Source organism: Nonomuraea spiralis, assembly GCF_014648435.1.
Lineage (GTDB): Bacteria > Actinomycetota > Actinomycetes > Streptosporangiales > Streptosporangiaceae > Nonomuraea > Nonomuraea spiralis.
This window is the reverse complement of sequence record NZ_BMRC01000015.1, coordinates 192,250-216,251: the sequence shown is the minus strand read 5'-3', so window position 1 is coordinate 216,251 and position 24,002 is coordinate 192,250. Positions and strand designations below refer to the sequence as shown.

Genomic DNA, 24,002 nt, shown 5'->3' with positions numbered 1-24,002 from the left:
TGACGGGAGAGCAAGCGGACCGTTTCGCCTTGTTGCCGCCAGACGCTAAGCGTTTGCTGACGGCTCGAAAATACGTATGTTCATCGGTAGGCATACCGACATTTGTGTTACCGCTGGTCACACCCACCCGGGAAAGATCACTTAAGTCGCGTATCTTGAACGGTGAGATGCCGTTCCAAAACGGTCGCGGGACGCCGCGTCGTCGTTGATGCCCATGAGGAGGATGAGGGCCTGAGGGCCGCGTGGGACGAGGGAACACAGAAAGCCGCCGCAGTGCTGCATGGCGGTAGCCCCGGACGAACAAGAGTGAAGCGGAGAACCGGGACGGAGGCCGGTTTCGGCGCGACCCTGGCAGGACAAGTCCGGCAGGATAAACGGTCGGCGTTTACGTTTCCATAGGTCGCGGTGCCCGATATCTCTTTCTGTACTTACCTCGCTGTTCCATAATTAATGATTTCGCGGCTGGTGATACTGGCGTTCACGACTCCATTGCCTGGCGGGCGCGCAGGGCGCGGAGCTTGTGGCGGTTGCCGCAGCGTTCCATCGCGCACCAGCGGCGGGCGCCGGGGCGGGAGGTGTCGACGGCAAGGTCGTCGGCCCCACGGTCGGGGAGCAGGCCAGGCAGGTGTTCCGCAACCTGGCGACCATCCTGGAGAGCGAAGGGGCGAGCCTGGCGAACATCGTGCACTGGCGCATCGCCGTGGTGGACGGTCACACGTTCGACGAGGGTGTGGCCGCGTTCCAGGAGGTGTGGAACCGGGCCGACCCGCCGCCCGCCATCACCGTCCACGTCGTGGCCGGCCTGGGTCCCGGGTTCCTCGTCGAGGTCGACGCCGTCGCCGTCGTGTGACGCCCTCGGGGCACGCGACCGCTGACGGCCGCCGCCCGCACCGGCGCGCCGACCTCCGGGTACGCCCTGGCGTTCTGGGTCTGCGCCGGCCTCGTGACCGCCGGGGCGGTGGCCGTGCTCGCCCTGCCCTCCACCGTGAAGGAACCGCAGCCCCGCCCGGGACGTACTCGGGTCAGAACATCCCGTGGGGAACCTGGGAGTCTTCCGGCACCGGCTGGACGACGTCCCAGTGCTCGACGATCTCCCCGTCGACCACCCGCCAGATGTCGGCGACGGCGATGCCGCGCGGGTCGTCGTCCGTGGTCATGCGGTAGTGCATCACCACGTGCTCGTCGTCCGCGACGACCCGTTTGAGGTCGAGCCGGGCGCGGGCCACGGGAGATTCGGCGATGTACGCGATGAACGCCTCCCGCCCGGACGGATTGCCCGGACTGTGCTCGACGAAGTCCTTCGCCAGGAGGGTACGGAGCACGTCGATGTCCCCCGCCGCGAACCGGGTGAATCCGTGGAGGACGAGCTCCTTGTTGCGTACGGCCTTGCTGTTCTCGTTCATGCGGATCACCGTCCCAGGGGCCGCCCGGCCCCGTCGATTACATGGCATGTAATCGCGGTGGTCGACAGGACGACGCGACAATCGCCGTATGACGCACGACCGGCCGGTCGGTGAGCTGCTGCGCGAGTGGCGGCACCGCAGGGGGCTCAGCCAGCTGGATCTGGCGATACAGGCGGAGGTGTCCGCCCGGCACGTCAGCTTCGTGGAGACGGGACGGACCATTCCCAGCAGCCCGATGGTGATGCGGCTGGCCGACCATCTGGGTGTGCCGTTGCGCGAACGCAACCGCCTGCTGGTGGCGGCCGGGCACGCGCCCGTCGTCCGGGAACGGCCGCTGGAGGATCCGCAGCTGGCCTCCGCGCGGAACGTCCTGGAGCAGATCCTGCGGGGACACGAACCGTACCCGGCGCTCGTCGTGGACCGCCGCTGGAACCTGCTGTTCGCGAACGCGGCGATCGACGTCTTCCTGGAGGACGTCGATGCGGCGTTGTTGCGGCCGCCGGTCAACATGATGCGGTTGGGCCTGCGTCCGGGCGGGTTCGCGCCGCGGCTGCGCAACCTCGGGCAGGTCCGCGCCTTCCTGTTGCCCCGGCTCGCCCGCCAGGTGGCGCGGACCGGCGACGCGGAGCTGAGCGCGTTGTACGAGGAACTGCTGACCTACGGTCCCGACGCCGATCCGCCGCCGCCCGATCCCGCCGACATCGCGCTGCCCATCCGCATCCGCCATCGCGGCGCGGAGCTGTGTTTCGTCAACACCATCACGACGTTCGGCGCCGCCTTCGACGTCACCCTGGAAGAAATCGCCGTGGAGGCGTACTTTCCCGCCGATGACGACACCACCCGGTTCTTCCGGACGAAGGCCGACAGCCTCCGGGACCGCGGAGCCTGACCCACCGGCGGGCGGCACCCTCATCGCACCTGTTTCTTGGCCTGGCGCGCCCGCAGATGGCGTACGCGGAACACGATGCCGACCACCGCGACGAGGGTCTGCGCGCCGATCACGTAGGGATCGCTCGCGGCGCCGCCGAGGTGGGCGTCCATCGCGTGGTTCACCGCGTGGATCAGACCGGCCGTGGCGAACCCGACGAGCACCACCACGATGGCGTCCCGCCACACCAGCGCCGACACCAGGGCGATCCCGATGCCGAGGTGGAAGGCGCCCAGGTCATGCAGGAAGTGCTCATGAGGCGGAAAGTCGACGTATTCGGCGAACGATCGCGGCCACCCCCACATCCAGACGCCGAAGACCAGCGTGTAGACCGCGCTCAAGGCCACGACCACTCTCGTGACGACCTGTGCCATGACGACCTCCTGTCTCGACTGCAAGCACCGCAAGGACGAGACAGCCGGCGCCGTTGTGACAGCGAGGCGCGGATGGGGGCTTTGTCCGCGGGGAAGATCGCCGTCGAGGTCAGGAGTTCTCGGCTTCCTCCTTCGCCCAGTCGAACGGTTCCAGAGGGCGGGCGCCGAGCACGTACTCGGCCGGCAGGCATGGCAGGCAGGCCTGCACGCCGGCGATCTCCTCCTGGCCGATCGTCCAGTCCATGATCGCCGGCCCTCCGCCCAGGAGGACCGCCTCCATGAAGTCGTTCCAGCGTCCGTACGAGCTGAGCATGGCCATGTCGTCCGGCACGTCCAGGTCCAGGACGACATAGCGGGCGAACTCCTCGTCGGTCTGCGGGCAGAGGAGGGCCTCGGCCGTCACGGCCACCGTGTTGTCGCGGGTGTCCGGACCGGGCCACGCCCACACCGGCGGACGGCCCCGGCAGTCGAGGCCACGCCTGGCCATCTCCGCCACCATCTCTTCGTACGCCGGCCGGTACGACGGGATCGACAGGCGGGCCCAGTCGCCGGCCAGTTCGTCGTCGGTCTCCAGCGAGACCAGCACCGCCCGGTGCTGCACCGTCCACAATCGCATCGGACGATTGTGACAAGACACCGCAGTACGATCCACGCGATTAACGGGACAGCGCGGCTGCGCCGGTCCCGAATCCGCCGCCTGCTCATGGAACGGGATGGAACGCCCTGCCGGTAGAAGCGATTCACCGGAGAGGGGCGAGGTTGAAGCTGTTCAGAGGGATCCGTTCGGTTCCGGTTGTGGCCGTGCTGGTGCTGGCGACCGGTTTCCACACGTCCGCCGCGGTGGCCGACACCGCGCCCATCGTCCACGCGTGGGGGTACAACTTCTTCGGCCAGGTCGGCAACGGCACGAACGACACCCCCGTGACCCGGCCGATCCCGATGGTCTCCGCGGGCGGGCACGACGTGGTCCAGGTGAGCGGCGTCTACCTGGAGAGCTACGGCCTGCACGCCGACGGCTCACTCTGGACCTGGGGCAATGGAACGCAACAGATTCCCGAGCCGGTGCCCGGGCTGCCGCCGATCAAGCAGGTCAGCAGCGGCATCGGCCACACCCTGGCCGTCGGACGGGACGGCTCGCTCTGGGCGTGGGGCAGCAACGACTTCGGCGAACTGGGCGACGGCACCACCGACCGCACCCCGTCCCCCGTCAAGGTGCCCATCACCGGCGTCGTCCAGGCCGCCGCCGGGACCGGCTACAGCCTCGCCCTGAGGTCGAACGGCGAGGTGTTCGCCTGGGGGCTCAACCGTTTCGGGCAACTGGGCGACGGAACGACCGTCCAGCGTGCGACCCCGGTCCGCGTGAAGGTCCCGTACGGGATCACTCAGGTGTCCGCCACGGGTGAGTTCGGGATGGCGCTGCGCTACGACGGCTCGGTCTGGTCCTGGGGCACCAACTTCTCCGGCGAGCTGGGGGACGGCACCACCACGGACCGTCCCATGCCCGTCCGCGTGGACCGGCACGTGTCCGGCATCAAGGAGATCGCCGCGGGCAGCGGGCACACGCTGGCCCTCGGCGGCGACGGCACCGTCTGGGCCTGGGGCAGGAACTGGGCCGGCCAGCTCGGCGACGGCACGGTGACCGACCACGCCACCCCGGTCCACCTCGGCCTGTCCGGCGTCGCCCACGTCAGCGCGGGCCAAGGGGAGAGCCTGGCCGTCGACACCGCCGGCACGCTGCGCTACTGGGGTGACAACACCTTCGGCCAGGCCGGCAACGGCGTCGCGAGCCAGAACAACCCCGTCATCAGTCCGACCGCGGTCAACGGCCTGAGCGGTGTGGTGACCGCGAGTGCCGGCATCGCGGTCCTGGCCGTCGCGGCGCCGGGATCCGTCGTGGTGCCCGACCTGACCGGAACGCTGGGGGTCCTGGCGAGCCGGCCACTCCTCGCCGTCGGCCTCCTGCTGGGCACCAAGGACACGACTCCCGACAGCCGTCTGTGCAACCACCTGGGCGAGGTCGTCAGCCAGAGTCCTCAGCCCGGCAGCACCGTACCGGCGGGGTCCAAGGTCGACATCGTCGTCGCGGTCCAGCCGGGCAACGGCTGCTTCTGACCACGCGACGCTGCAGCTCAACGACGTCGCACGCTGGGCGGGCCTCGGTGTCGCCACGGTCTACCGGCACTTCGCCACCCCTGAAGCACTGCTGGAGACCGTCGCCCTCCCCTGCCTCGAAGCCCTGACCGCGTACGGCGAGCAGGCATCGGCCGACACCGACCCCAGGCGGGCGCTGGAAGGCTTCCTGTCCCGTGTCGTCGAAGCCCAGCTCACCGACGCCGCCCTGCCCCGGTCGCCTCCGCGGCCGTCGACACCCTGCCACGCACCACGGAACTCAAGAAGTCACTCGCGTCGACCGGCACCGCACTCCTCGTGTGCATCGTCACCCCTCCAGGGCCGTACGGAGGAACGCGAGGATCTCCGCCTGGGCGGCCTGGGCCTGTGGTTCCAGCCCTGGCAGGGTGAGGAACGCGTGCCGCGCCCCCGGGTACTCGGTGATCCGCACGGACGTCCCGGCCGCCCGCAGCCGTTCGGCGTAGCGGCGGCCGTGATCGGCGAGCGCGTCCTGGGTCGGCACCACGAGCAGCGCGGGGGCGAGCCCGCCCAGATCGTCGGCGTACAGCGGTGAGAACGCGCGGGCGTCGGTCCCCGGCGGCACGGCGAGCCGCCGCAACATCCGCAGGAGCGGCAGGGCGGGGGACGGGCTGTACGCGTACTCGGTGACCGAGGGATAGTCGTACATCGTCCCGGTCACCTCGACCGCGGGGTTGACCAGCACCTGCGCCTGGAGCCGCAGGCCGGCCTCCCGGGCCCGGATCGCCGTCAGGGCGCTGACCAGCGCGCCGAAGCTCTCGCCGAAGACGGCCGTGCGCGTCGGATCGATGCCCCACTGCGCGGCGTGCTCCACCAGGTGCCTCAGTACGTCCCAGCCGTCGTCGGCGGCGTGGGCCAGCGGGCTGTCCGGGGCGACGAGGCGGTGCTCGACCGAGACGACGAGCGCGGGCAGCCGGGCGGCGAGGTGGCTGTTGGTCCAGTCGCACTGCGCCGCCGTGCCCACGAAGCTGCCTCCGTGCACATGGACCACGAGCGGCAGGGCGGTCGGGGTGGCGGACTCGCCGTCGCCCGGCGCCGGGCGGTACACCCGGACCGGAAGGTCGCGTCCCGGCAGCGCGATGTCCTGCCATTCGATCGTGGCCCCGGGGTCCGGCTCCCCCAGGAACGCCCGCGCCGCGGCGGACGCCCGCCAGCGGTTCTCCGCAGTGCGGTAGGTGATCAGTTCCTCGGTCGTCATCGCCGAGAAGTCCGGCTCCGGCGGCCGCTGCACGGCAGTGGTCTCGTTCATGTCCTCGTCTCTCCTCTCATCTCCCCCGGCCGGGGGTGTGCCTCCATTATGCACGCGGTGCGTGCAACAGTGCGTGCATAGGTTAGTCTGAACAGGACGAGAGGGGCGAGATGGCAGGTCGAAGGCGCTGGTCGACAGAGGAGATCCTGGACACGGCGGCGGATCTGCTGCGTACGAGCGATGCCGAGTCGTTCAGCGTGCGCAAGCTCGCCGCGGTGCTCGGCACCGACTCCTCCAGCCTCTACCGGCACTTCCGCAACAAGACCGAGCTGCTGCGCGCGGTCGCCGACCGAATCCTGGCGGCCGCCATGGACGGCTACCACCCCGACGGCGACTGGAAGCAGCGCATCACCGCGACAGCCCAGCGCCTGCGAGAGGCTTTCGGCCGGCACCCGCAACTCGCCGCGATCTGGGGACGCTACGGGTCCGGTGGCACCGGTTCCCGGCTGGTCATGGAGGAGCTGCTACAGGCGTTGTGGGCCTCGGGCCTGCCCGAGGAGGAGATTCCGTCCCGCTACCACCGGATCGTGATCCTCTTCGCCGCGCTGATCGCCTCCGAGGCCGGCATCGCCACCCTCACCCCCGGCGAGTACGAACAGGGCATGGAACAGTTCCGCGTCGCGGTCCTCGGTGCCGACCCCGACCACTTCCCCGCCCTGGCCCACTTCGCCCGCGAGATCCGTCCCCTCGGGGCCGACCGCAGCGACGCGTTCGACGAGATCCTGGCCGCCCACCTCGCCCGGATCGAGGCCGCGATTCCCTGAGGCGCCCTCCCGGCCCGCGGGCTGTCTCGGCGTCGCACCTGAAGATCACCGGTAGGCTGTCGCGCCGAACGACTGGAGCCCCGATTGTCGCGATTATCCCTGCTGGTCTGGGTGGCCGCCCTGACCGCCGCCGCGTACCCGACCTGGATCGCCTGGCAGCCCGAAGACGCCGAGTCGCAGTCCTACATGTGCGTGGGCGATTTCTGGGATCTGGAGCGCATCTCGCCGTTCCTGACGCTGCGCGGGGACCTCGGTACGCTGACGGAACTCGTGGTGACCTGGGGAATCCCGGTGCTCGTCGTACTCGCCGCCCTGGGCCACCGGCGTTCGGCGGCGGCCGGGCGACGGGCCGCGGGGTTCCTCGTCCTGATCGCGATCGTGAGACCGCTCACCCCTTGGTACAGCGAGGACGAGCCGTGCGGCGGGCTGCTCGATCTGTTCAGCCCGGACTGGTTCGAGGCCGTGCTCGGCTCCTGGGGGCCCGTGGAGTACGCCCTCCTGATCTCCGCCGCGCTGGTGCTGCTCGCGACGCACGCATCGGGCCCCGCCCAGGAGCCCGCCGGCACGCCGATCCGGCGGGCGGGGCTGGTGTTCCTGATCGATTACCTCATCGTCGCCTACCTCGTCACCCTCGCCGTCGTTCTGACCGACGGCTGGCCCTCCAGCATGGACAGCGGCCTGCTGAACTGGCTCAGCTTCGACGCGATGCCGGGCGAGCCCGCCCGCCTGCTGACCTATCCGGCGCTGGTCGGCTACATCGTGCTCAGGCGGCGGCTCGCGGCACGTCCTGCCGTGGTGGCGAGCCTTCCCCCGCGATCCGCGGTCCCGCGGTGGGTCTCGCTGATCTGGACGGCCGCCCTGGCCGCCGCCGCCTTTCCGACCTGGCAGTCGTGGCCGCCCGTGCCCTCGGAGTGGGCACGTCGCATGTCCGGCTCCGGCATGCTCAGGTCGTTCCTGGAAACGCTGCGCGACGACGCCGGTCGCGTGGTGGAGTTCGTGATCACGTGGGGGGTGCCCGCGGTCGCCGTACTGGCCTGCGTCTGCCTGCGCGGCCCGGCTCCCGTGGGCCGGCGGGTGGCGGGGATGCTGGCCGCGATCGCGGTCGCCCGGCAACTTCTCACCACATTCCGCTTCGACACGGACCTCTGCTGCTCGACCCCGGGGATCAAGGACCTCGGCGCCCTATACGTGAACGGCGATGCCGTGCAGGACGTCCAGGACGTCGGCGTCCAGGTGCCGGGCGGCTGGCTCACGGCGTCCTTGCTGGTGGCGGCCGTACTGGTGCTGGTCGCGTCCCGGTGGATGGCTCCGGCCGTCGGGCCGGTGCGAGCGCGGTTGTCGCGCCGGGTGGCGGCGCTGCTGATCGACTACGCGGTCGTGGTCGCGATCCTCCTCACCCTGCTCAAGCTGGGCGTCACAGATGCACTGCCCCTCGATCACGGACTGCTGGACCTCGCATGGCAGCAGATGATCTTCGAGGAGGTCGAGTGGCTGCTCGTCGTGCTGCCGGTCTTCCTCTATGCGCTGAGCGGGCACACGGTCGGCAAGCTGGTCATGCGCGTACGGATCGTCACCGCCGGTACGGGCCGCCGGCCCGCGTGGGGCAGGCTGGCCGTACGGGCGCTGATCTTCCCGCTGCTCGCCTTCACCCCGCAGATCGGGATCGCCCTGCTGGTCCTGGACGGACTGTGGGCCACGATCGACCCCTCCGGACGCAGCCTGCACGACCGCCTGTCCGGGACGATCGTGGTGGACAAACCGGCCTGACAACAGCCGATCCCCCTTGGCCCGGATCCCGCGGCAGAACTGATGGCATATCTGGGCATCGACCGCGCGTCCGTACGTGACCGCATCCGGCCTTGAGGAGCATGGCCAGCCGCAAGATCTTCGCCGACAGGAAGTCCGGCGAGAACGCGCTGCGCCCTGAACCGAAAGCCTGCCCCACGCGGGGCTGTGATCGGCTACGCGAACCGCCCGCCGAAGGACATCATCCCGAACGCGTGCCTGAGGCCAGCGCCTTCACCTCCGCGGCCGTCACCGGCTTACCCGCCACCCCCCAGTCGCCGTCCTTGATCTCCTCAACGACGACCACGGTCAGCGGCCGCATGTGCTCACCCTCGATGGCGACGATCGCGTCGGTCAGCTTCTTCACCATCTCGGCCTTCTGGGCGCCGCTGAACACGCCCTCGATCACCTTCACGTTGATGAGTGGCATGGGGTTCCCCTCCCTCTCGATGCGGTGCACCGATGGCACCTCACGCCGTTCAGCCGACATGCCCTTGGATGTGAGGGACAAACCCGGCCCCACCTCTGGCTGTCGTCGATGCTCGGCCATTGAGGCGAGCCGGGGGTTGATGCTGGTGAGCTCGCCTGTTCAAGGCTTCTCGATCCGGACGCTCCCTGACCCGGCTTCGGCGACCTGCCGCTGCCCCTCGGTGTCGCCGGACACGAATGCCTCCACCGTCCTGATACGCGATGCCGCCCGGTGACTCTCCACCACTCCCGAAAGCTGACCTTCGCCCATGACCACCTCCTCCAACGGCGCCATCACCACCGACGGCCGCCAACCTCTTGGCGAGATCCTGCTGTTCCTCACCGGCGCTCCCGGGGAGGTGGAGCCGGCCTACGCGGTCGGCGCCGCGCACCGCGGCCAGGGCCTGGCCGGCCGCGCCGCCGGCTTCCACCTCACCCCAGCGGCACCGATCAGCCGTACGGGCGCCCGCGCCCCCCTGAACACCTGGCTCCACCGGCGCAGCTCGTAACCCGTCACCGAGAGATCCGGATGAAGAACCGGATGGACGGGCTGCTCGGCGGGCTCGTTCCGCCCAGTTGCGATCTCTGTGTTGACGCGGTTCTCGGTTGTTGGGCAGGATCGGTCTCCGTTGATCATCCAGAGGATCCGAGGGACCTGGCCCTGTGACGGTCCGGCAACCTGCTCAGTGCGGGCAAGGTGCCAAAGCCAGGAACGATGAGGAAGGTCTGATGAGCGTTCGGCTCGATGTTCCCGTGCTCACTGGTTCGCTGGTACGGCTGGAGCCGTTGACGATGGCGCACGTGGCCGACCTGGCTGAGGCCGTCGAAGAGGACCGGGCGTCTTATGGGTTCACGCTGGTTCCCCGCGGCGGCGACGTACGGGCGTATGTGGCGGCGCAGTCGGCCCGGAGTGGGTTGACGCCGTTCGCGCAGGTCCGGGTGAGTGATGGGAGGGCGGTGGGGTGTACGGGATTCTGGGATCCACGGTCGTGGCCGGATCGGCCGGGTCTGCGCGCGATCGAGGTCGGGTTCACCTGGCTCGCGGCGTCGGCGCAGGGCGGCGGGATCAACGCCGAGGCGAAGTTCCTGCTGCTGGGGTACGCGTTCGAGACGATGGGTGTCGCCCGGGTCGATCTGAAGACCGATGCCCGAAACCACCGGTGCCGGCGGGCGTTGGAACGGCTCGGTATCGGCTTCGAAGGTGTGCTGCGCAACTGGTCGATGTCCTGGGCGCCCGGCGAGGAGGGGTTGTTGCGGGACTCGGCGATGTTCGCGGTGGTCGCCTCCGAATGGCCGGCGGTCAGGCAGACGCTCCTGACCCTCCCCGGAACGGCGGGAAGGGCTGGTTGAGTGTCCGGCTCGGCCTCCCCCTGCACACGTGGCCGATTGCGAGGCCCGTGAGTGTCGCACGGTCGCCGTAGACAGGCTGCACAGTTTGGTTTGACAGTTGATCTCGTATGCACAAGATTGTGCGTCTTTCCGACCATTTCCAGGGGAACGTGATGAAGCGGACCGTCGTGGGAGTCATCCTGATCGCGGGCCTGGCGCAGCTTGTCGCCGTCCCCGCCCAGGCGGCGCGCGGGAACGACCCGGTGGAAGCGCTCCGAGCCGCGTTGACCCGCGGTAAGGGCGTGAACATCGTGGCCACCGCAAAGTCGGATCACGGTGGCGGTGTGTTCTACACCCTAGACCTGGACGGCACGATCGGATTCGGGCCGCAAGGCGAGATCGCCTCTGATACGTCCCAGCGTATGCAGTTCAGCAAGACGATGATCAGCGCTCTGAAGAAACTCGGCATGGCTGAGGAACTCGCTGTTGACGAGCTGCCCCTGAGGGTGATCTCGTCGGGCTACGACGACTACGTCTCAGGCCCCCGATTCGCCGACGTGCTGCCGCGGGGCACGAGCTGGGTGCGCTATGCGTACACCGATCTGCCTGCCAGTAACCCGCTGCTGGAGGTCCTGGAGCCCGCCACGCTCAAGGCGCTGCTGGCCCATCGCACGTCCTGGCGGGGCGGGGTGGTGAAGGGCATGATCACGTCGGACAAGCTGGTCAAGATATCCCAGTCCTTTGCCTCGCGCTTCCTCGGCTACTCCCGGAGCAAGCCCGTCAGCACCATCTCCTACACCCTCCGTCTGAGCACGACCGGACTGGTGGAGCGGGTTACGGCCAAGGGAGTCCTGCACCATTGGAAGGGGTCCGTGCTCCGCGTGACGTCGGACACCCGTTTCTCCACTTGGGGACGGCAGGTCACCATTGCGCTGCCCCTGCAGAGCGAGGTGCTCGACCAGGGGCAACTCGAAGGCAAGGTGCCCTACGAGGTTCCCGGCGCCTGGAACTAGCCACCCGACGCTGTTGCGACACCGTGATCACGGATGTCCTTGATACGGGTGATCACGGTCGCGGCCGATCTGCCCGACCGGACCTCGCGGATGCGGCCGGGTCGGTCGTGGAACGACCACGCGCTGGAGCAGGTGTGGGCCGCACGGCTGGAGTCCGGCCCGGAGCGCCGATCGGCGCCGCCACGGGTGCGGCCTCGGCCGTCAGGTTGCTCATCGTGATCAAGGAACATCACCGTGACACCGGCCCCGCAAGCCGCCGTGCCGCCCCGGATCGGACGGCAAAAAGTTAACGATCTTGTGTATTGACCCGGATGGTGGCGCATGCCAGGCTTCCACCGAAATGATCTAGCGCCCGCAAACTGCCACGAAAGGCTAGGGGCTAAATGGCGCATTTATCCACTCTCCGGACCGTCAAGAACGCCTTCCTCCACCTCGAAGTCGAGGACGCCGAGGCCACCTCACTGGCCTCCTGGACCGGTCACGTCCGCTACACCCCCAAGTACGGGGCGCGGAAGACCACTGCGGAGACCTGGGGGCTGGAACTGGCTCCCCTGTCCTCCCTGACGGCAGGCGTCAACTCGGTCCGGGGACGTGAGCGTGAGCGCTTCTCGCTGGCCGGCGGAGAGGTCGTCGTATATGACTGCGAGGACCCGTCCGACGCCAGATGGGCCGCATGGCTGGGCCCGTGGCACATGGTGCACGGGCTCTTCTACACCCCCGAGTGGGAGTCGGCCGACATCGTCGACACGTTCAGCCGTGTGACGTGGCACGACACCCCCGAGGGCATGACGAGCGACGGAGGCAGGCGTTTCGACGTCTCCATGGAGCTCTACGCGATGTCGATCGCGGGCGTCGGCACCATGACGGTCGAGCCGAAGCAGGCGGGGATCAACCGGATCCCCAAGTGGCGAGGCTTCGGTGCGCCCTCGGGCGAGTTGTGGCGGCTGCCCGCGCCTCCCACCGACCAGGCGACGCCTTTCCTCCTGGTCACCGACACCGCCATCGTCACCCTGCACCCCTGGAACGCCCCCAACTACAACAAGGCAGGCGTGGCGGCCCGCGCGGCGGCGGGAACCCCTGAGACCGCCGCCGACTTCCTGAACAAGGTCAAGCGCGTCGAGTGGCGGGCCTGACGTGGAACCGATGACCGCAGTGGTCATCATCCTGGCCGTCCTGGTCGCCCTGCTGTTCGCCGGGGGCGCCGGACTCTACCGGCGGGTACGCGAACTCGAACTGGCCACCTACAACGGCGTCGGCGTACGTTTCGCCACCACGGGCCCCGAAGCCCGGGCGAACGCGCTGGCCGTCCCCGGTAGCACGACCATGGTCATCAAGGTCAACCGTCGCTGCCCCATCTGCGACGACGTCCTGCTCGCTGCCGCCGACATGGCGGCCACCCTTCCCTCGGACCTGTCGTTCACCGTGTTGTCCGACGACCCCGGGTTCGACAAGTCCCTTCCCGCCTCCGTCCGGGTCATCAGGGACCCGGCGATCTGGCGCGCGGCCAGCGTGCCGTACGCCCCGGCCCTGCTCGTCGTGGACGAGCACGGCGTCGTGGTGTTCACGGCCCCGGTGGGGTCGGGAGAGGCGCTCACGGAGATCGTCGAGCGAGCGGTAGCCAACAAGAAGGAAGTGAAGCTGTGAAGGCAGAGAAGCGGACCTCGATACTCGACCAGATACCGAGCGCCGAGGAGATGCCCGAGCAGGCGTTGCCGACGCTTGTCGGCGCCAAGCGGGAAGGCTGGAGCAGGCGGCGCGTGCTCGGCATCGCCACCGGCGCCGCGGTGGCGACGGGGCTGGGCGTTCTCGACCTCCTGCCCTGGTCGAAGCCGCGCGGCGCCACGGCCGCCGCCTACACCGTGTGGGAGACCTGCCACGGCTTCGCCGACGCCGGTTCCGTCTGCGTGCCCTCGTCCGCGCTCTACTCGGGCAACTGCTCCGGCTCGTGGCACCGCAACGACGGCGCGTCCGGCACCTGCTACAACCTCCGGTACACCCACAACCCCTCCAGCTGTGACGGCAACAACGCCTGGAAGTGGTACGGCGGCGGCACCACCAGCACCCGCCGCATGTGCTCCGACGGCTGGTACGAGTACCACGACTGCGGCGGCGGCAACGTCTCCCGCTTCTCCATCTGCCGTACGGCGATCTGACCCGAGTTCATGAGCGACTCCGCCACCAGAACATCCGTCCGTCTGCTGGTGCCAGGTCTGGCACTGATCGCGGCGGCGGAGGCCCTGGTGCTGTATTCGAGGGTTGCGGGCGGGGACACGAAGGGCTTCACCTGGCTGGTGGCCGCCCTTGTCGCCGGTTTCTCCCTCTCGGGCTCCGTTTGAAGCCTGAACAGCGCCTGGGTGCTGTCCTCGTCGGTCCGGCGGGGTGCTGATGTCGCCGGCTTCATCGCCGGGTTGTTCCTGGGAGCGGGCGCCGTCACGTTCGTGCTGGTGGTCGTCGGCTCCGTGTTGCGGGCTCCGTTCCCGACAGTGGTTCTGCAGGTCCTGGTCGCCGTGGCAGCGGTGGTCTTCATGCTGCGCGAGCTGGACGTGTTGTCCTTCCCGTTGCTCCAGAACGCGCGGCTCGTGCCGCAGTTCGTCACCAGAATTCCCTTCTGGGGTGCCGTGCAGTTCGGCGCCGAGATGGGCACGGGGATGCGCACGTACTCTCCGACAGGGCTGCCGCACATCATGGCGGTCGCGATCCTGTTCCTCGCGTCCTGGGAGGAGGCGCTCCTCGCGGGCGCCGGCTTCGCGGCGGCGCGGGCGATGATGATCCTGACCTTCGCCCTGGCACGGGACAGGATGCAGGCGGACACGGCGTTCTACTTCACACTTCCGAAGCTGAAGGTCCTGTTCGTCGTTCTCGCGGTGCCCGTGGTGGCGTTGCTGGTGATCGGGTGATCGCCTTCGTCGCCCGCTACGGGTTGGGCATCGTCCTGGCGCTGGCGGTGCTCGGGAAGGCGCGGAACTTCGGCGCGTTCCGGAGCAGCCTGGCGACCTTCGGGCTCCAAGGACGGGTGGCCCAGATGGGCGCCTTCACGGTGGTGACCGTGGAGGCGCTCGTCGCGCTGGCCGCCTTCTCTCTCGTCGCCGACGACCTGGTCGTGGGCGTGACGGGGACGTGCCTGGGTCTGTCGTTCACGGCGGCCCAGACGTATCTCCTGGTCATGGGAGAGCAGGCGGCCCCCTGCCTGTGTTTCGGCTCGGCGGAGCGGGCGTCGGCCCGTACGTTCGGCAGGGCCGCACTGGTCCTGCTGCTGGGGCTGACACTGTGGGGTGCCGCGGTCTGAAGAACCGACTCAACCTTCCGCCGGTCTCGATGAGTGTTGTAGGTGAGGCGTCCACGACGGAGGGTTGGGCCGGTGACAGACGACGGGTTCCGCGAGTTCGTGGCCGCGCGTGGTCCGGCGCTGTCGCGTATGGCCTACGTGGTCACGGGGGATCACGGCCTTGCCGAGGACCTGGTGCAGGAGGCGCTGGTCAAGGTCGCGGCACGCTGGCGGAAGCTGGCCGGACGGGGTGACCCGGAACCCTACGTCCGCAAGGTCATGATCAACCAGCTGCGCACCTGGCGGCGGCCCCGCCGGTTGACGTTCGTCCCGGCCGCGGTGCTTCCCGAGTCGCCGCCGTCCACGGACGAGTCCGCGCGGACCGACCTGAAGGTCGCGTTGTCGCGGGCACTGACCGTGCTCACCGTGAAGCAGCGGATCGTGCTCTATCTCAGGTTCTATGAGGATCTGTCCGAGAGCGCGGTCGCCGCTGAGCTGGGATGCTCCGTCGGCACGGTCAAACGTCACACCCACGACGCGCTCGAACGCCTGCGGAAGGTGGCTCCCCGACTGCTCGAAGCGGAGGTGCGCTCATGAACCGGGCTCTCGGTGAGGCCTTTCACCGTCTCGGCCAGGAGGCTCGCGACTATGCCGACGCCGACAGGGCACTCGCCGCGCTTCGTACCCGGAGGACCCGCAGGACCCGCAGGGTGCTGGTCGCCGGATCGGCCGTCCTCGTGGTGATCGCCGGCGGCCTCGCCGCCTTCCAGGCGCGCTCCCCCGCCGCGCCGGATGCCACGGTGACCGTGGTGTCACCGGCGCACGCCGTCGAGCCGCCCACCCAGGCGCCGACGCTGCCCGCCACCGGTCCCGTCGGGCGGGGCGCCCTGGTCTACACCGCCTGCCAGTCGCAGTGCCCCACGTTCCTGCTGCTCGCGGACGGCCGGCAGTACCTGCTGGGCGAGCGGACCATCAGCCCGCCGGGCAACATCACGCTCTCCCCCGACGGACGCTGGCTCGGACAACCCGTCAAAGGCGGGTACGAGGTCAGGGACCTGCTGGGCGACGCCGTGCACAGACTCGAACCGCCGGCCGCCCCCGACGCCGACAGCGCGTACAGCCCGTGGGTGTGGTCCGCGGACTCCCGGCGGCTGATCGTCGGCTACCACGCCAGCGGAGACGTCCGTACCTATCGGACGCTGGAGTTGCCGAGCGGCCGCACCGGCCAACTCGACCCGCCATCCGGGCAGGAGCCGGTCGGCCTGCTGCCGTCGGGCGAGCCGCTCCTCCTCGACCACGGCCAGGACGGCAAGCCGCCCCTCGAACGCGTCACGCTGAAGCACGCGGACACCGGCCGCGCCGTCACCCTGGCGTCCGGGGCCGGGGTTCTCGCCGACGCCGACCACGGGCTGTCCGTCCAGACGAACGGCGAGCGCGTCTTCGTCCTGGAGTACGCCGGCGACCGGATCACGGTCCTGGAGTTCGACGTCACGGGCAGGCAGGTGGCCCGCCTGCCGCTGCCGCCAGGCCAGTACCCGGTCGGACCGGTGGACGGCGGCTACGCCGTCATCCAGGTTCCCCAGGACCAGGCCCGTGGGCGGCAGAAGCTGGAGGTCGTCTCCCCCGCGGGCCGGCGACCGCTGTTCGACGTACCCGGGCCGGCGGCCGTCGTCCTGCCGGGAGGCGCCCGGCACTAGGCTCCGCGGCGAGCCTGATCGCCACTGCGCGTCGGATCAGGCTCGTGGTCGGCGAGCCAGGGCATGCGGGTGACGAGCTGGTCACGTAACCGGGTCAACGTCGCGATGCGCTCATTGAGCGCGGCTATCCGCCGGGCCCCGACCTCGTAGTCGCCGTCGCAGCGCGGGTGGTAACCCAGGACCTGGGGAATCTCCCCGCCCAGGTACGGCAGGAAGGACCGTACGTCCTCGACCGTGAACCCGGAGGCGAGCAGGTCGAGGATGTTGCGGACCCGGCGGGGCGACTCCGGCCCGTACGTGCGGTACCCGGCGTCGGTACGCTCGGGGGTGATCAGCCCCTGCTCCTCGTAGAAGCGGAGCGCGCGGGTGGTGGCGCCGGTGAGTCCGGCCAGTTCGCCGATGAGCATGCCCTGTCCCCTTTCCGAAGAACGTCAACTTTCCGGTGAACGTCAACGCGTCAGGCGGACGACCACCTTCCCGGTGTACGCCCCGCGCACCAGATCGAGGAGCGCTTGAGGGGCGTTCTCCAGGCCGTCGATCACCGTCTCCTCGTACACCAGGGAGCCGTCGGCCAGCCACTGCCGCAGCCGCCGGCCGAACTCGGGGGCGAGGTCGAGGTGGTCGCCCACGGTGAAGCCGCGCAGCGTGAGGCGCTTGCCGATCAGGCGCATCGGGTCGCCGGGGCCGGCGTCGGCCCGTCCACCTGCGCTCTGCCTGGCCAGGGCCCCGCAGAGCGCGACGCGGCCGTGCGGGTTCATGACGGCGAGCGCGGCTCTGAGCTGCTCGCCGCCCACATTGTCGAAGTAGACGTCCACGCCGCCGGGGGCGGCCTCGCGCAGCCGGTCCAGGATCGGGCCGTCGTGGTGGTCGAACGCGGCGTCGAAGGCGAGCACGCCGGTGAGGTGGGCGACCTTGTCCGGCGTGCCCGCGCTGCCGACGACACGTCCGGCGCCGAGCAGCCGGGCGAGCTGGCCCGCCATGCTGCCGGTGGCGCCTGCCGCGCTGGAGACGAAGACGGTCTCGCCGGGACGCAGCCCCGCCACAGCTGTCAGCCCGGCGTACGCGACCAGTCCGAAGCCGAGGTACGTCGACAGCGACGGGTACGCGTACGGGTCCACCTGGCGGACCTGCGTGGCGTCGGCCAGCGCGTACTCGCGCCAGCCCTGCCGGTGCAGCACAATGGCGCCTTCCTGGAGCGACGGCTCCCCCGAGGCCACGACCTCGCCGATGGCGTCGCCGGACAGGGGCGCGCCGACCTCGTACGGGGGCATCGGGATGTCCGGGTAGGCGCCGATCATCATGAGCATGCCGGGGTCGAGTGACATGTACAGGTTGCGGATGAGGACCTGGCCGGGGGCCGGGTCGGGGATCGCGGTCTCGGCGAGCTGGAAGGCGTCGGGGCCGGGGAAACCTTGGGGGCGGGCGGCGAGGCGGATCTCTCGTGCGTTCATGGCCCCCGACCGTAGACATTGACGTGTACGTGAAGGTCAAGCCCCGAGGCGGCGAGCCGCCGGACGGGGTCGGCGGTGTCCGTGCCGTTCGTGAAGGCGGATGATCATATGATGCGTGATCAGCCCAGTACGAGACCTGGAGACATCGTGCTTATCGCGCTCATCCGGACATCCCTAGCGTGACAGACCATCGTCGATCCATCCCGCGGACGGACACGTTGCTCGCCGACCCCCGGCTCGTCGAGGCGCGGCGGCGGTTCGGCCACGCCCAGGTCAAAGCCGTGATCGTCGAGGTGCAGCAGCGTGCCAGAGATGGAGACCTCTCGCCGGAGGACGTCCTGACCGCCGTACTGGCGGCACTGCCCGCCTCGGCGGCCGGCCTGCGGCCGGTGATCAACGCCACCGGCGTGCTGCTGCACACCAACCTGGGCCGCGCCCCGCTGTCGGCCGCCGCCCGCCAGGCGGTGGACCTGGCCGCCGGGGTCACCGACGTCGAGCTCGACCTCGACACGGGCGACCGGGGCAGACGGGGACGCACGGCGCTGGCGGCGCTGGCCGCCGCGGTGCCCGCGGCCGAAGCGGTTCACGTGGTGAACAACAACGCCGCCGCGCTCGTACTGGCGGCCACCGCGCTGGCGGCGGGAGGCGAGATCGTGATCAGCCGGGGGGAGCTGATCGAGATCGGCGACGGCTTCCGGCTGCCCGACCTGCTCGTCTCCACGGGGGCCAGGCTGCGGGAGGTCGGCATGACCAACCGCACCGCCCTCGCCGACTACGCCGACGCGATCGGGCCGCGGACGGGCATGGTGCTGAAGGTGCACCCCTCCAACTACCGGATCGAGGGCTTCACGGCCGACGTCCCGGTGGCACGGTTGTCGGAGCTGTGCCGGGAGCGCGGCATCCCCCTTGTCGCCGACGCGGGTTCGGGACTGCTCACCCCCGAACCGCTGCTGCCCCGTGAGCCCGACGTCACGAGCTGGTTGACCGAAGGCGCCGACCTCGTCACCACCAGCGGGGACAAACTGCTCGGCGGCCCCCAATGCGGGCTGATGTTCGGCCGCACCGACCTCGTGGACCGGCTGCGCCGCCATCCCCTCGCACGCGCGCTCCGAGTGGACAAGATCACGCTGGCGGCCCTGGAGGCCACGGTCGCGGGCCCCCCGACGCCGACCTGGGAGAGCCTGCACGCCGATCAGGCCACGTTGCGATCCCGTGCGGAGAACCTGGCCGCCCGGCTGCGTGACAAGGGGGTCGACGCCGAGGCCGTCGACAGCCGGAGCGTGGTCGGCGGCGGCGGGGCGCCCGGGGTGTCCCTGCCGAGCGCCGCCGTCGCGCTGGACAGGCGGACGGCCGCCGCGCTACGCCGGGCGGACCCGCCCGTCCTCGCCCGAGTGGAGGACGGGCGCTGCCTGCTCGACCTGCGTGTGGTGCCGGCCGAGCACGACGACACGCTGCTGGCCGGCGTCCTCGCCACGCTGCCGGGAGGAAGCCGCCTGCCGGCTGCCGGTCAGGTGCAGAAGGACGTCCAGGCGGCGCGGCCCGCCGGGTCGCGCAGACGGTAGTCACCCGTGGACCAGTCGAGGTCGAAATAGAGGGCCCACAGGGTGGCGTGCCGGCTGAGGTACGCGGTCATCTGGTCGAGCCAGGCGGCACGGCGGGTGCCGTCGTCGCCTGCGGCGATGTGGCTGCCGAGTTCGGCCACGCCGTGCGGGAGGTTCTCGGCCTGGTTGACGGCGTAGGTGCGGTCGAGCAGGGCGGCCGGGGTGAGGTACTGACCCTTGGCGGCGGTGGTGTCGTAGTTGTAGACGTCCCAGGCCAGGACGTCGATGGCGGTGCTGCCGGGGTAGTAGTCGTGCCAGTCGCGGCCCGAGGCCGGGTCCACCGTCCAGCCCATCAGGATGAGCGTGGCTCGCAGGCGGGGGTTGGCCGCCTCGTCGGCCAGCGCGGCGAGGTGGCTCCAGGCCTGGCGGTACGCCGCGGCGGTGAACTCGCCGTTCCTGATGTTGTCCTCGGGCTCGTGGTAGTAGGTCCAGTAGATGTCCTGGTCGCGTGGTGCCGCGGCGAACCAGGCGCGCATCGCGGCGTCGTGGGTTCCGGCGACGATCGCGGTGGGTGCGGCCTTGAACGAGATGACCATGGGGCGTTTGCCCGCGTTCAGCTTGCCGGGCCAGGGGTCGGGCAGGCCGCCGTAGAAGACGCGTACCGCCTTCAGCCCGCCGAACAGGGAGTCCTCGCGAGCCAGCGCCTGCTGGTAGGTCTCGCCGTTCTCGGCGGCGAAGGAGGCTCCGCACAGGGTCGGCCGGGTGTAGCTGACGATCAGGCGGGGGCCCAGGTCGCCGGCCTCGCGCGAGTGCACGACGGTCGCGGACTCGGCGCTCGGGTTGGTCATCGCGAAGGAGTACGTCCCGGCCGTGCGCACCGTCGCGGAGACGTCGAAGCCGATGCTGGTGGCGCCCGCCGCGGGCAGGGTGGCGGTGGCCACGACGGGGCCGGGCGCGGGCCGGGCGGGGTAGGTCATGGACTCGGTCCAGGAGTTGTCGGCGACCGAGCGCAGTTCGGTGACGGCGGCCTGCTGGTCGGTCTTCTGGTAGAGCATCTCCAGCCGGGCCGAGGCGATGTTCTGCCCGGCGGGCGGGGCGGGCACGGCGAACTTCAGGTACGCCAGGCTGTGCCAGGGGGTGCTCCAGCTGGAGGCCGCCAGTTTGGCCGACGTCCCGTAGACGGTCCCCGGCGCCTCGGCCACCACGTAGGTGTCGGCGGTGGGCGCGATGCCGTCCCGTGCCGCCTGGGCCGAGGCCGGCAGGGGGGCGAGGCCCCCGAGCAGCAGGCCCGGAAGGAGTGCCCAGACTCGTAACCTCGCGGATGAGCGGAGCCTTCTTTGTCGCACGTCTCTCCCTCTTGTCTGTGAACTCGTCCCCGGTCGGACATTCTCCGGAAAACAGCGAAGCAGGCCTCGGCAGGATCCGAAAGAATGGCATGGGAGCTGCATTTCGTACGTCCGCCCGCTTGGCGTGCGTCAAAGACCTGGCGATGTTCTCCCTCCCCCGCCTCCCGGATGGTCGGAACATTGTTCGCCTGATCAGAGCACATCGTGCACGTACGGCAGTTGATAAAGAATGGAAGAAACATTGAATCGGCTTGTCAATGCCGCTATACAAGATCATGGAACAGCCCAGGATTGGAGAGCGGCATGGCCGTCGAGTTCCGGCTGTTAGGCAGCATCGAGGCGTACGTGGACGAACGTCCGCTCGATATCGGGCCGGCCCGCCAGCGAAGCCTGCTGGCCGCCCTGCTGGCCGACCCCAACCGGCCGGTCTCGGCGGATCAGCTGGTGGAGCGCGTGTGGGGAGACCACGCTCCGCACCGCGCCAGGGAGACGCTGCGCACCTACCTCAGCCGGCTGCGCCAAGCCCTCGCCGTCACCGGCGAGGTGAGCATCGGACGCCGCGCGGGCGGGTACGTGCTCACCCTGGACCCGGGGATCGTGGACCTGCATCACTTCCACCAGCTCCTCGCCATGGCACGCTCCACCGGTGACGGCACGGCGGCCATGGACCTGTTCGACCAGGCTTTGGCGCTGTGGCGAGGGGAGCCCTTCGCCCAGCTCGACACCCCCTGGAGTCGCGCGGCCCGTACGGAGGCGGAGAACGAGCGGACCAGGGCCGAGCTGGACCGCACCGACCTGCTGCTGCGCCATGGCCGGCATCACGAGCTACCGGCCGCGCTGTGGGCGCAGACAGCCGAGCGGCCGCTGGACGAGCGCCTGGCCGGGCAGCTCATGCTCGCGCTCTACCGCAACGGCCGTCAGGCCGACGCCCTCGACCGCTACCAGGACATCCGCACCAGGCTGGCCGAGGAGCTCGGCGCCGACCCCAGCCCGCCGCTGCAACGGCTGCACCAGCAGATCCTGACCGCCGACCCGGCGCTGGCCCCTCCGACGATCACCCCCGCGGCCACCTCGTCGCCGATACCGCGGCAACTCCCCGCACCACCGCAGCTGTTCACCGGCCGGGCCCACGAACTGCGTGCCCTCACCGCCGCACTGGACGAGCCGGCCGCCCCCGGAGACCGCATGCCGATCTCCGCGATCGGAGGAACAGGCGGCATCGGCAAGACCTGGCTCGCCCTGCACTGGGCACACCAACAGGCCGAACGCTTCCCCGACGGGCAGCTCTACGTCAACCTCCGCGGCTTCGCCCCCGGCACACAACCGGTGTCCCCCACCACGGCGGTCCGCGGATTCCTCGACGCCCTCGGTGTCGTTCCCACCGCGATTCCCGCCGACCCCGACGCGCAGGCCGCGTTGTACCGCAGTCTCGTCGCGGGCAAACGGATGCTCGTCGTCCTGGACAACGCGGCCTCCAGCAGCCAGGTGATCCCGCTGCTGCCCGGCGACTCCACCTGCGCCGTACTGATCACCAGCCGTAACAAGCTCACCAGCCTCGTGGTCACCCACGGCGCTCGCCTGATCCTGCTGGACGTGCTCGGCCACACGGAAGCACGCGACCTGCTCATGCGGCACCTCGGCGCCGACCGGCTCGCGACCGAGCCGGAAGTGGCGCACGACCTGCTGCGATGCTGCGGCGGACTGCCTCTGGCGCTGGGCATCGTCGCCGCCCGCGTCGCCGCCCATCCCGGCCTGCCGCTGTCGATGTTCGCCCAGGAGCTTGTCGATCACTCCACGCGGCTGGACGCGCTGGACGCCGGTGAGGCGGACCTCAGCGTACGGGCGGTGTTCTCCTGGTCGTACGAGGCCCTCGAGACCGACGCGGCAGACCTGCTCGGCCTGCTCAGCCTGGTCCCCGGACCGGACATCAGCCTCTCGGCCGCCGCCTCCCTCGCCGCGTTGCCTCTCGCCCGAGCCGGCGCGATGTTGCGCAGGCTGGACACCGCGCATCTGGTCCAGCAACATCTGCCCGGCCGTTATCGTATGCACGACCTGATCCGCGCGTACGCCGCCGAACAAGCTCACCGCAGCCTGGCTGAGGCCACCCGCGTCGCCGCCCTGCGCCGGCTGGTCGACTTCTACGTCCACACCGCCTACGCGGGCGACCGGCTGCAGCAGCAACATCGGGAGCCCATCAGCCTCGACGTCCCGGTCGACGGATGCCGTCCCGAGCCGTTGGCGGACCAGGCGGCAGCCCTGTCGTGGTTCGAGGCGGAACACGCCTGCCTGCTCGCCGCGCACCGGCTGGCCGACGACCAGCGGTGGGACACCTCGGTGTGGCAACTGGCGTGGGCACTGCGCACCTTCCACCGGCGACGCGGCCACGGGCACGAGGATCTCGCCCTGTGGCAGGTGGGCCTGGTCGCCGCCGAACGACTGGGCGACCTCGCCGTACAGATCCAGGCCCATCGTTTCCTCGGCAGCACCTGGTCCGAGCTGGGACGGCACGACGACGCCCACCACCACCTCGAACACGCTCTCGCGCTTGCCGAGCACACCGGGGACACCACAGCGGAAGCCCACATCCACATGGCCCTCGGGTGGGTGGAGAAGGCCCGTGGCGCGACCCGGCCGGCGGCGGACCACCTCACCCGCGCCGCACAGCTGTACCGGACCCTCGTCAACCCGGTGTGGGAAGCGGACGCACTCACCACCGCCGGATGGTTCCACGCCGAGGCCGGCAGGTACGACGAGGCGCTGACGGAGTGCGAGGACGCGCTCCGCATCTACCGCAAGCACGACGAGCCCGAAGGCGAGGCCGACACGCTGAGCAGCCTCGGCTACATCGCCCACCACACCGGCCGGTACACCGCGGCGCTCGAACTCTACGAGCAGGCCCGCGTCCTGTTCCAGGGGCTCGGTTACTCCTCCAACGAGGCCGACACGCTGGACCGTCTCGGCCATACCCAGGTGGCCCTCGACCGTCCCGACCAGGCCCGCCGCTCCTGGCGTCAGGCCCTCAGCCTCTACCAGGCACAACAACGCGACACCGACGCCGAACGCGTCCAGGAACAACTCGCCGAACTCGACACCCCTTGACCCGGTACGCGGACTCGTCCCGCGCGAGCGGGCACGAACCCCGAGCCGCCGAAGTCCGATCTTGTTGATGCAGACCAGGCGGCCGGGACCGGGACACCGGCTCGCGGACATCGGGCACGGCCAGGAGGCGATACCGGCGGGG

General features: G+C 70.1%; 27 protein-coding genes and 1 riboswitch. Of the genes, 18 read left to right on the top strand and 9 right to left on the bottom strand.

From position 1 onward, the window contains the following. Positions 1 to 478 precede the first annotated feature (478 nt). Complete coding sequence (locus tag IEZ27_RS55350) at positions 479 to 544, bottom strand: hypothetical protein (protein WP_308427320.1); 66 nt, start codon at positions 542 to 544, stop codon at positions 479 to 481. On the opposite strand from IEZ27_RS55350, the gene IEZ27_RS33065 reads away from it, so the two are divergent. After that, positions 521 to 850, top strand: a complete 330-nt coding sequence (locus IEZ27_RS33065) for a RidA family protein (RefSeq protein ID WP_308427319.1) — start codon at positions 521 to 523, stop codon at positions 848 to 850. The genes IEZ27_RS55350 and IEZ27_RS33065 overlap by 24 nt on opposite strands. Positions 851 to 1,022: 172 nt before the next feature. Here IEZ27_RS33065 and IEZ27_RS33060 read toward each other — a convergent pair whose 3' ends face one another. Further along, entirely contained in the window at positions 1,023 to 1,403 is a 381-nt protein-coding gene (locus IEZ27_RS33060; RefSeq protein WP_189650835.1) for a nuclear transport factor 2 family protein, read from the bottom strand. 88 nt (positions 1,404 to 1,491) lie between these two features. Between IEZ27_RS33060 and IEZ27_RS33055 the strand changes: the two genes are divergently transcribed. Then, entirely contained in the window at positions 1,492 to 2,292 is an 801-nt protein-coding gene (locus tag IEZ27_RS33055; protein WP_189650834.1) for a helix-turn-helix domain-containing protein, read from the top strand. A 20-nt stretch (positions 2,293 to 2,312) separates the two neighbouring features. On the opposite strand, the gene IEZ27_RS33050 is transcribed toward IEZ27_RS33055, so the two are convergent. Both IEZ27_RS33050 and IEZ27_RS33045 read right to left on the bottom strand, forming a co-directional pair. Continuing rightward, positions 2,313 to 2,705, bottom strand: a complete 393-nt coding sequence (locus tag IEZ27_RS33050; RefSeq protein WP_189650833.1) for a hypothetical protein — start codon at positions 2,703 to 2,705, stop codon at positions 2,313 to 2,315. A 109-nt stretch (positions 2,706 to 2,814) separates the two neighbouring features. Further along, positions 2,815 to 3,321: a hypothetical protein gene (locus IEZ27_RS33045; protein WP_189650832.1), complete on the bottom strand. Its 507-nt coding sequence runs from the start codon at positions 3,319 to 3,321 to the stop codon at positions 2,815 to 2,817. A 179-nt stretch (positions 3,322 to 3,500) separates the two neighbouring features. On the opposite strand from IEZ27_RS33045, the gene IEZ27_RS33040 reads away from it, so the two are divergent. Then, positions 3,501 to 4,817, top strand: coding sequence for an RCC1 domain-containing protein (locus tag IEZ27_RS33040; RefSeq protein ID WP_189650831.1), 1,317 nt, complete (start codon positions 3,501 to 3,503; stop codon positions 4,815 to 4,817). Between the two features lie 325 nt (positions 4,818 to 5,142). On the opposite strand, the gene IEZ27_RS33030 is transcribed toward IEZ27_RS33040, so the two are convergent. Next, positions 5,143 to 6,102: an alpha/beta hydrolase gene (locus IEZ27_RS33030; RefSeq protein WP_189650830.1), complete on the bottom strand. Its 960-nt coding sequence runs from the start codon at positions 6,100 to 6,102 to the stop codon at positions 5,143 to 5,145. Between the two features lie 110 nt (positions 6,103 to 6,212). On the opposite strand from IEZ27_RS33030, the gene IEZ27_RS33025 reads away from it, so the two are divergent. Beyond that, positions 6,213 to 6,866: a TetR/AcrR family transcriptional regulator gene (locus tag IEZ27_RS33025; RefSeq protein ID WP_189650829.1), complete on the top strand. Its 654-nt coding sequence runs from the start codon at positions 6,213 to 6,215 to the stop codon at positions 6,864 to 6,866. 84 nt (positions 6,867 to 6,950) lie between these two features. Then, positions 6,951 to 8,633: an RDD family protein gene (locus IEZ27_RS33020; RefSeq protein ID WP_189650828.1), complete on the top strand. Its 1,683-nt coding sequence runs from the start codon at positions 6,951 to 6,953 to the stop codon at positions 8,631 to 8,633. 220 nt (positions 8,634 to 8,853) lie between these two features. Here the strand turns inward: IEZ27_RS33020 and IEZ27_RS33015 are convergent, their stop codons facing one another. Further along, complete coding sequence (locus tag IEZ27_RS33015) at positions 8,854 to 9,081, bottom strand: tautomerase family protein (protein WP_189650827.1); 228 nt, start codon at positions 9,079 to 9,081, stop codon at positions 8,854 to 8,856. A gap of 307 nt (positions 9,082 to 9,388) precedes the next feature. On the opposite strand from IEZ27_RS33015, the gene IEZ27_RS33010 reads away from it, so the two are divergent. The 11 genes from IEZ27_RS33010 (at position 9,389) to IEZ27_RS32960 (ending at position 16,423) form a co-directional block, all read left to right on the top strand. After that, a complete protein-coding gene (locus IEZ27_RS33010; RefSeq protein ID WP_229824570.1) occupies positions 9,389 to 9,628 on the top strand; it encodes a hypothetical protein in 240 nt (79 codons plus the stop codon). A 121-nt stretch (positions 9,629 to 9,749) separates the two neighbouring features. Then, positions 9,750 to 9,841: riboswitch (SAM riboswitch) on the top strand. A gap of 7 nt (positions 9,842 to 9,848) precedes the next feature. Next, on the top strand, positions 9,849 to 10,469 hold the full coding sequence (locus IEZ27_RS33005; RefSeq protein WP_189650826.1) for a GNAT family N-acetyltransferase: 621 nt from the start codon (positions 9,849 to 9,851) through the stop codon (positions 10,467 to 10,469). A gap of 107 nt (positions 10,470 to 10,576) precedes the next feature. Then, positions 10,577 to 11,461 (top strand): hypothetical protein, encoded by an 885-nt coding sequence (locus tag IEZ27_RS33000; protein ID WP_189650825.1) that lies wholly within the window; start codon positions 10,577 to 10,579, stop codon positions 11,459 to 11,461. 383 nt (positions 11,462 to 11,844) lie between these two features. Beyond that, complete coding sequence (locus IEZ27_RS32995; RefSeq protein WP_189650824.1) at positions 11,845 to 12,594, top strand: hypothetical protein; 750 nt, start codon at positions 11,845 to 11,847, stop codon at positions 12,592 to 12,594. Between the two features lie 10 nt (positions 12,595 to 12,604). After that, positions 12,605 to 13,105 carry a hypothetical protein gene (locus tag IEZ27_RS32990; RefSeq protein WP_189650823.1) on the top strand — a complete coding sequence of 167 codons (501 nt, stop codon included), beginning with the start codon at positions 12,605 to 12,607 and terminating at the stop codon, positions 13,103 to 13,105. Continuing rightward, complete coding sequence (locus IEZ27_RS32985) at positions 13,102 to 13,614, top strand: hypothetical protein (RefSeq protein ID WP_189650822.1); 513 nt, start codon at positions 13,102 to 13,104, stop codon at positions 13,612 to 13,614. The genes IEZ27_RS32990 and IEZ27_RS32985 overlap by 4 nt, the downstream gene beginning before the upstream one ends. Positions 13,615 to 13,623: 9 nt before the next feature. After that, positions 13,624 to 13,797: a hypothetical protein gene (locus IEZ27_RS32980; protein ID WP_189650821.1), complete on the top strand. Its 174-nt coding sequence runs from the start codon at positions 13,624 to 13,626 to the stop codon at positions 13,795 to 13,797. Positions 13,798 to 13,815: 18 nt separating this feature from the next. Beyond that, on the top strand, positions 13,816 to 14,358 hold the full coding sequence (locus IEZ27_RS32975) for a hypothetical protein (protein WP_189650820.1): 543 nt from the start codon (positions 13,816 to 13,818) through the stop codon (positions 14,356 to 14,358). Further along, positions 14,355 to 14,747 (top strand): MauE/DoxX family redox-associated membrane protein, encoded by a 393-nt coding sequence (locus tag IEZ27_RS32970; protein WP_189650819.1) that lies wholly within the window; start codon positions 14,355 to 14,357, stop codon positions 14,745 to 14,747. The genes IEZ27_RS32975 and IEZ27_RS32970 overlap by 4 nt, the downstream gene beginning before the upstream one ends. Before the next feature lie 72 nt (positions 14,748 to 14,819). Next, complete coding sequence (locus IEZ27_RS32965) at positions 14,820 to 15,323, top strand: SigE family RNA polymerase sigma factor (RefSeq protein WP_189650818.1); 504 nt, start codon at positions 14,820 to 14,822, stop codon at positions 15,321 to 15,323. After that, positions 15,320 to 16,423 carry a hypothetical protein gene (locus tag IEZ27_RS32960; RefSeq protein ID WP_189650817.1) on the top strand — a complete coding sequence of 368 codons (1,104 nt, stop codon included), beginning with the start codon at positions 15,320 to 15,322 and terminating at the stop codon, positions 16,421 to 16,423. The genes IEZ27_RS32965 and IEZ27_RS32960 overlap by 4 nt, the downstream gene beginning before the upstream one ends. Here the strand turns inward: IEZ27_RS32960 and IEZ27_RS32955 are convergent. Next, a complete protein-coding gene (locus tag IEZ27_RS32955) occupies positions 16,420 to 16,830 on the bottom strand; it encodes a MerR family transcriptional regulator (protein ID WP_189650816.1) in 411 nt (136 codons plus the stop codon). The two genes, IEZ27_RS32960 and IEZ27_RS32955, sit on opposite strands and share 4 nt — an antisense overlap. A gap of 42 nt (positions 16,831 to 16,872) precedes the next feature. Then, positions 16,873 to 17,874 (bottom strand): NADP-dependent oxidoreductase, encoded by a 1,002-nt coding sequence (locus IEZ27_RS32950; protein WP_189650815.1) that lies wholly within the window; start codon positions 17,872 to 17,874, stop codon positions 16,873 to 16,875. 179 nt (positions 17,875 to 18,053) lie between these two features. Between IEZ27_RS32950 and selA the strand changes: the two genes are divergently transcribed. Further along, positions 18,054 to 19,436: an L-seryl-tRNA(Sec) selenium transferase gene (selA, locus tag IEZ27_RS32945; protein ID WP_189650814.1), complete on the top strand. Its 1,383-nt coding sequence runs from the start codon at positions 18,054 to 18,056 to the stop codon at positions 19,434 to 19,436. Here the strand turns inward: selA and IEZ27_RS32940 are convergent. Beyond that, complete coding sequence (locus IEZ27_RS32940; RefSeq protein WP_189650813.1) at positions 19,382 to 20,761, bottom strand: CBM96 family carbohydrate-binding protein; 1,380 nt, start codon at positions 20,759 to 20,761, stop codon at positions 19,382 to 19,384. The two genes, selA and IEZ27_RS32940, sit on opposite strands and share 55 nt — an antisense overlap. A 303-nt stretch (positions 20,762 to 21,064) precedes the next feature. Between IEZ27_RS32940 and IEZ27_RS32935 the strand changes: the two genes are divergently transcribed. Continuing rightward, complete coding sequence (locus IEZ27_RS32935; protein ID WP_189650812.1) at positions 21,065 to 23,860, top strand: AfsR/SARP family transcriptional regulator; 2,796 nt, start codon at positions 21,065 to 21,067, stop codon at positions 23,858 to 23,860. Positions 23,861 to 24,002: the final 142 nt, after the last annotated feature.

What these genes read in the sequence shown, in the direction of transcription:
- IEZ27_RS33060 (WP_189650835.1), bottom strand. Translation starts at nt 1,403, where the DNA reads ATGAACGAGAACAGCAAGGCCGTACGCAACAAGGAGCTCGTCCTCCAC.
- IEZ27_RS33055 (WP_189650834.1), top strand. Translation starts at nt 1,492, where the DNA reads ATGACGCACGACCGGCCGGTCGGTGAGCTGCTGCGCGAGTGGCGGCAC.
- IEZ27_RS33050 (WP_189650833.1), bottom strand. Translation starts at nt 2,705, where the DNA reads ATGGCACAGGTCGTCACGAGAGTGGTCGTGGCCTTGAGCGCGGTCTAC.
- IEZ27_RS33045 (WP_189650832.1), bottom strand. Translation starts at nt 3,321, where the DNA reads ATGCGATTGTGGACGGTGCAGCACCGGGCGGTGCTGGTCTCGCTGGAG.
- IEZ27_RS33030 (WP_189650830.1), bottom strand. Translation starts at nt 6,102, where the DNA reads ATGAACGAGACCACTGCCGTGCAGCGGCCGCCGGAGCCGGACTTCTCG.
- IEZ27_RS33025 (WP_189650829.1), top strand. Translation starts at nt 6,213, where the DNA reads ATGGCAGGTCGAAGGCGCTGGTCGACAGAGGAGATCCTGGACACGGCG.
- IEZ27_RS33015 (WP_189650827.1), bottom strand. Translation starts at nt 9,081, where the DNA reads ATGCCACTCATCAACGTGAAGGTGATCGAGGGCGTGTTCAGCGGCGCC.
- IEZ27_RS33010 (WP_229824570.1), top strand. Translation starts at nt 9,389, where the DNA reads ATGACCACCTCCTCCAACGGCGCCATCACCACCGACGGCCGCCAACCT.
- IEZ27_RS33005 (WP_189650826.1), top strand. Translation starts at nt 9,849, where the DNA reads ATGAGCGTTCGGCTCGATGTTCCCGTGCTCACTGGTTCGCTGGTACGG.
- IEZ27_RS33000 (WP_189650825.1), top strand. Translation starts at nt 10,577, where the DNA reads ATGCACAAGATTGTGCGTCTTTCCGACCATTTCCAGGGGAACGTGATG.
- IEZ27_RS32995 (WP_189650824.1), top strand. Translation starts at nt 11,845, where the DNA reads ATGGCGCATTTATCCACTCTCCGGACCGTCAAGAACGCCTTCCTCCAC.
- IEZ27_RS32990 (WP_189650823.1), top strand. Translation starts at nt 12,605, where the DNA reads ATGACCGCAGTGGTCATCATCCTGGCCGTCCTGGTCGCCCTGCTGTTC.
- IEZ27_RS32980 (WP_189650821.1), top strand. Translation starts at nt 13,624, where the DNA reads ATGAGCGACTCCGCCACCAGAACATCCGTCCGTCTGCTGGTGCCAGGT.
- IEZ27_RS32960 (WP_189650817.1), top strand. Translation starts at nt 15,320, where the DNA reads ATGAACCGGGCTCTCGGTGAGGCCTTTCACCGTCTCGGCCAGGAGGCT.
- IEZ27_RS32955 (WP_189650816.1), bottom strand. Translation starts at nt 16,830, where the DNA reads ATGCTCATCGGCGAACTGGCCGGACTCACCGGCGCCACCACCCGCGCG.
- IEZ27_RS32950 (WP_189650815.1), bottom strand. Translation starts at nt 17,874, where the DNA reads ATGAACGCACGAGAGATCCGCCTCGCCGCCCGCCCCCAAGGTTTCCCC.
- IEZ27_RS32935 (WP_189650812.1), top strand. Translation starts at nt 21,065, where the DNA reads ATGGCCGTCGAGTTCCGGCTGTTAGGCAGCATCGAGGCGTACGTGGAC.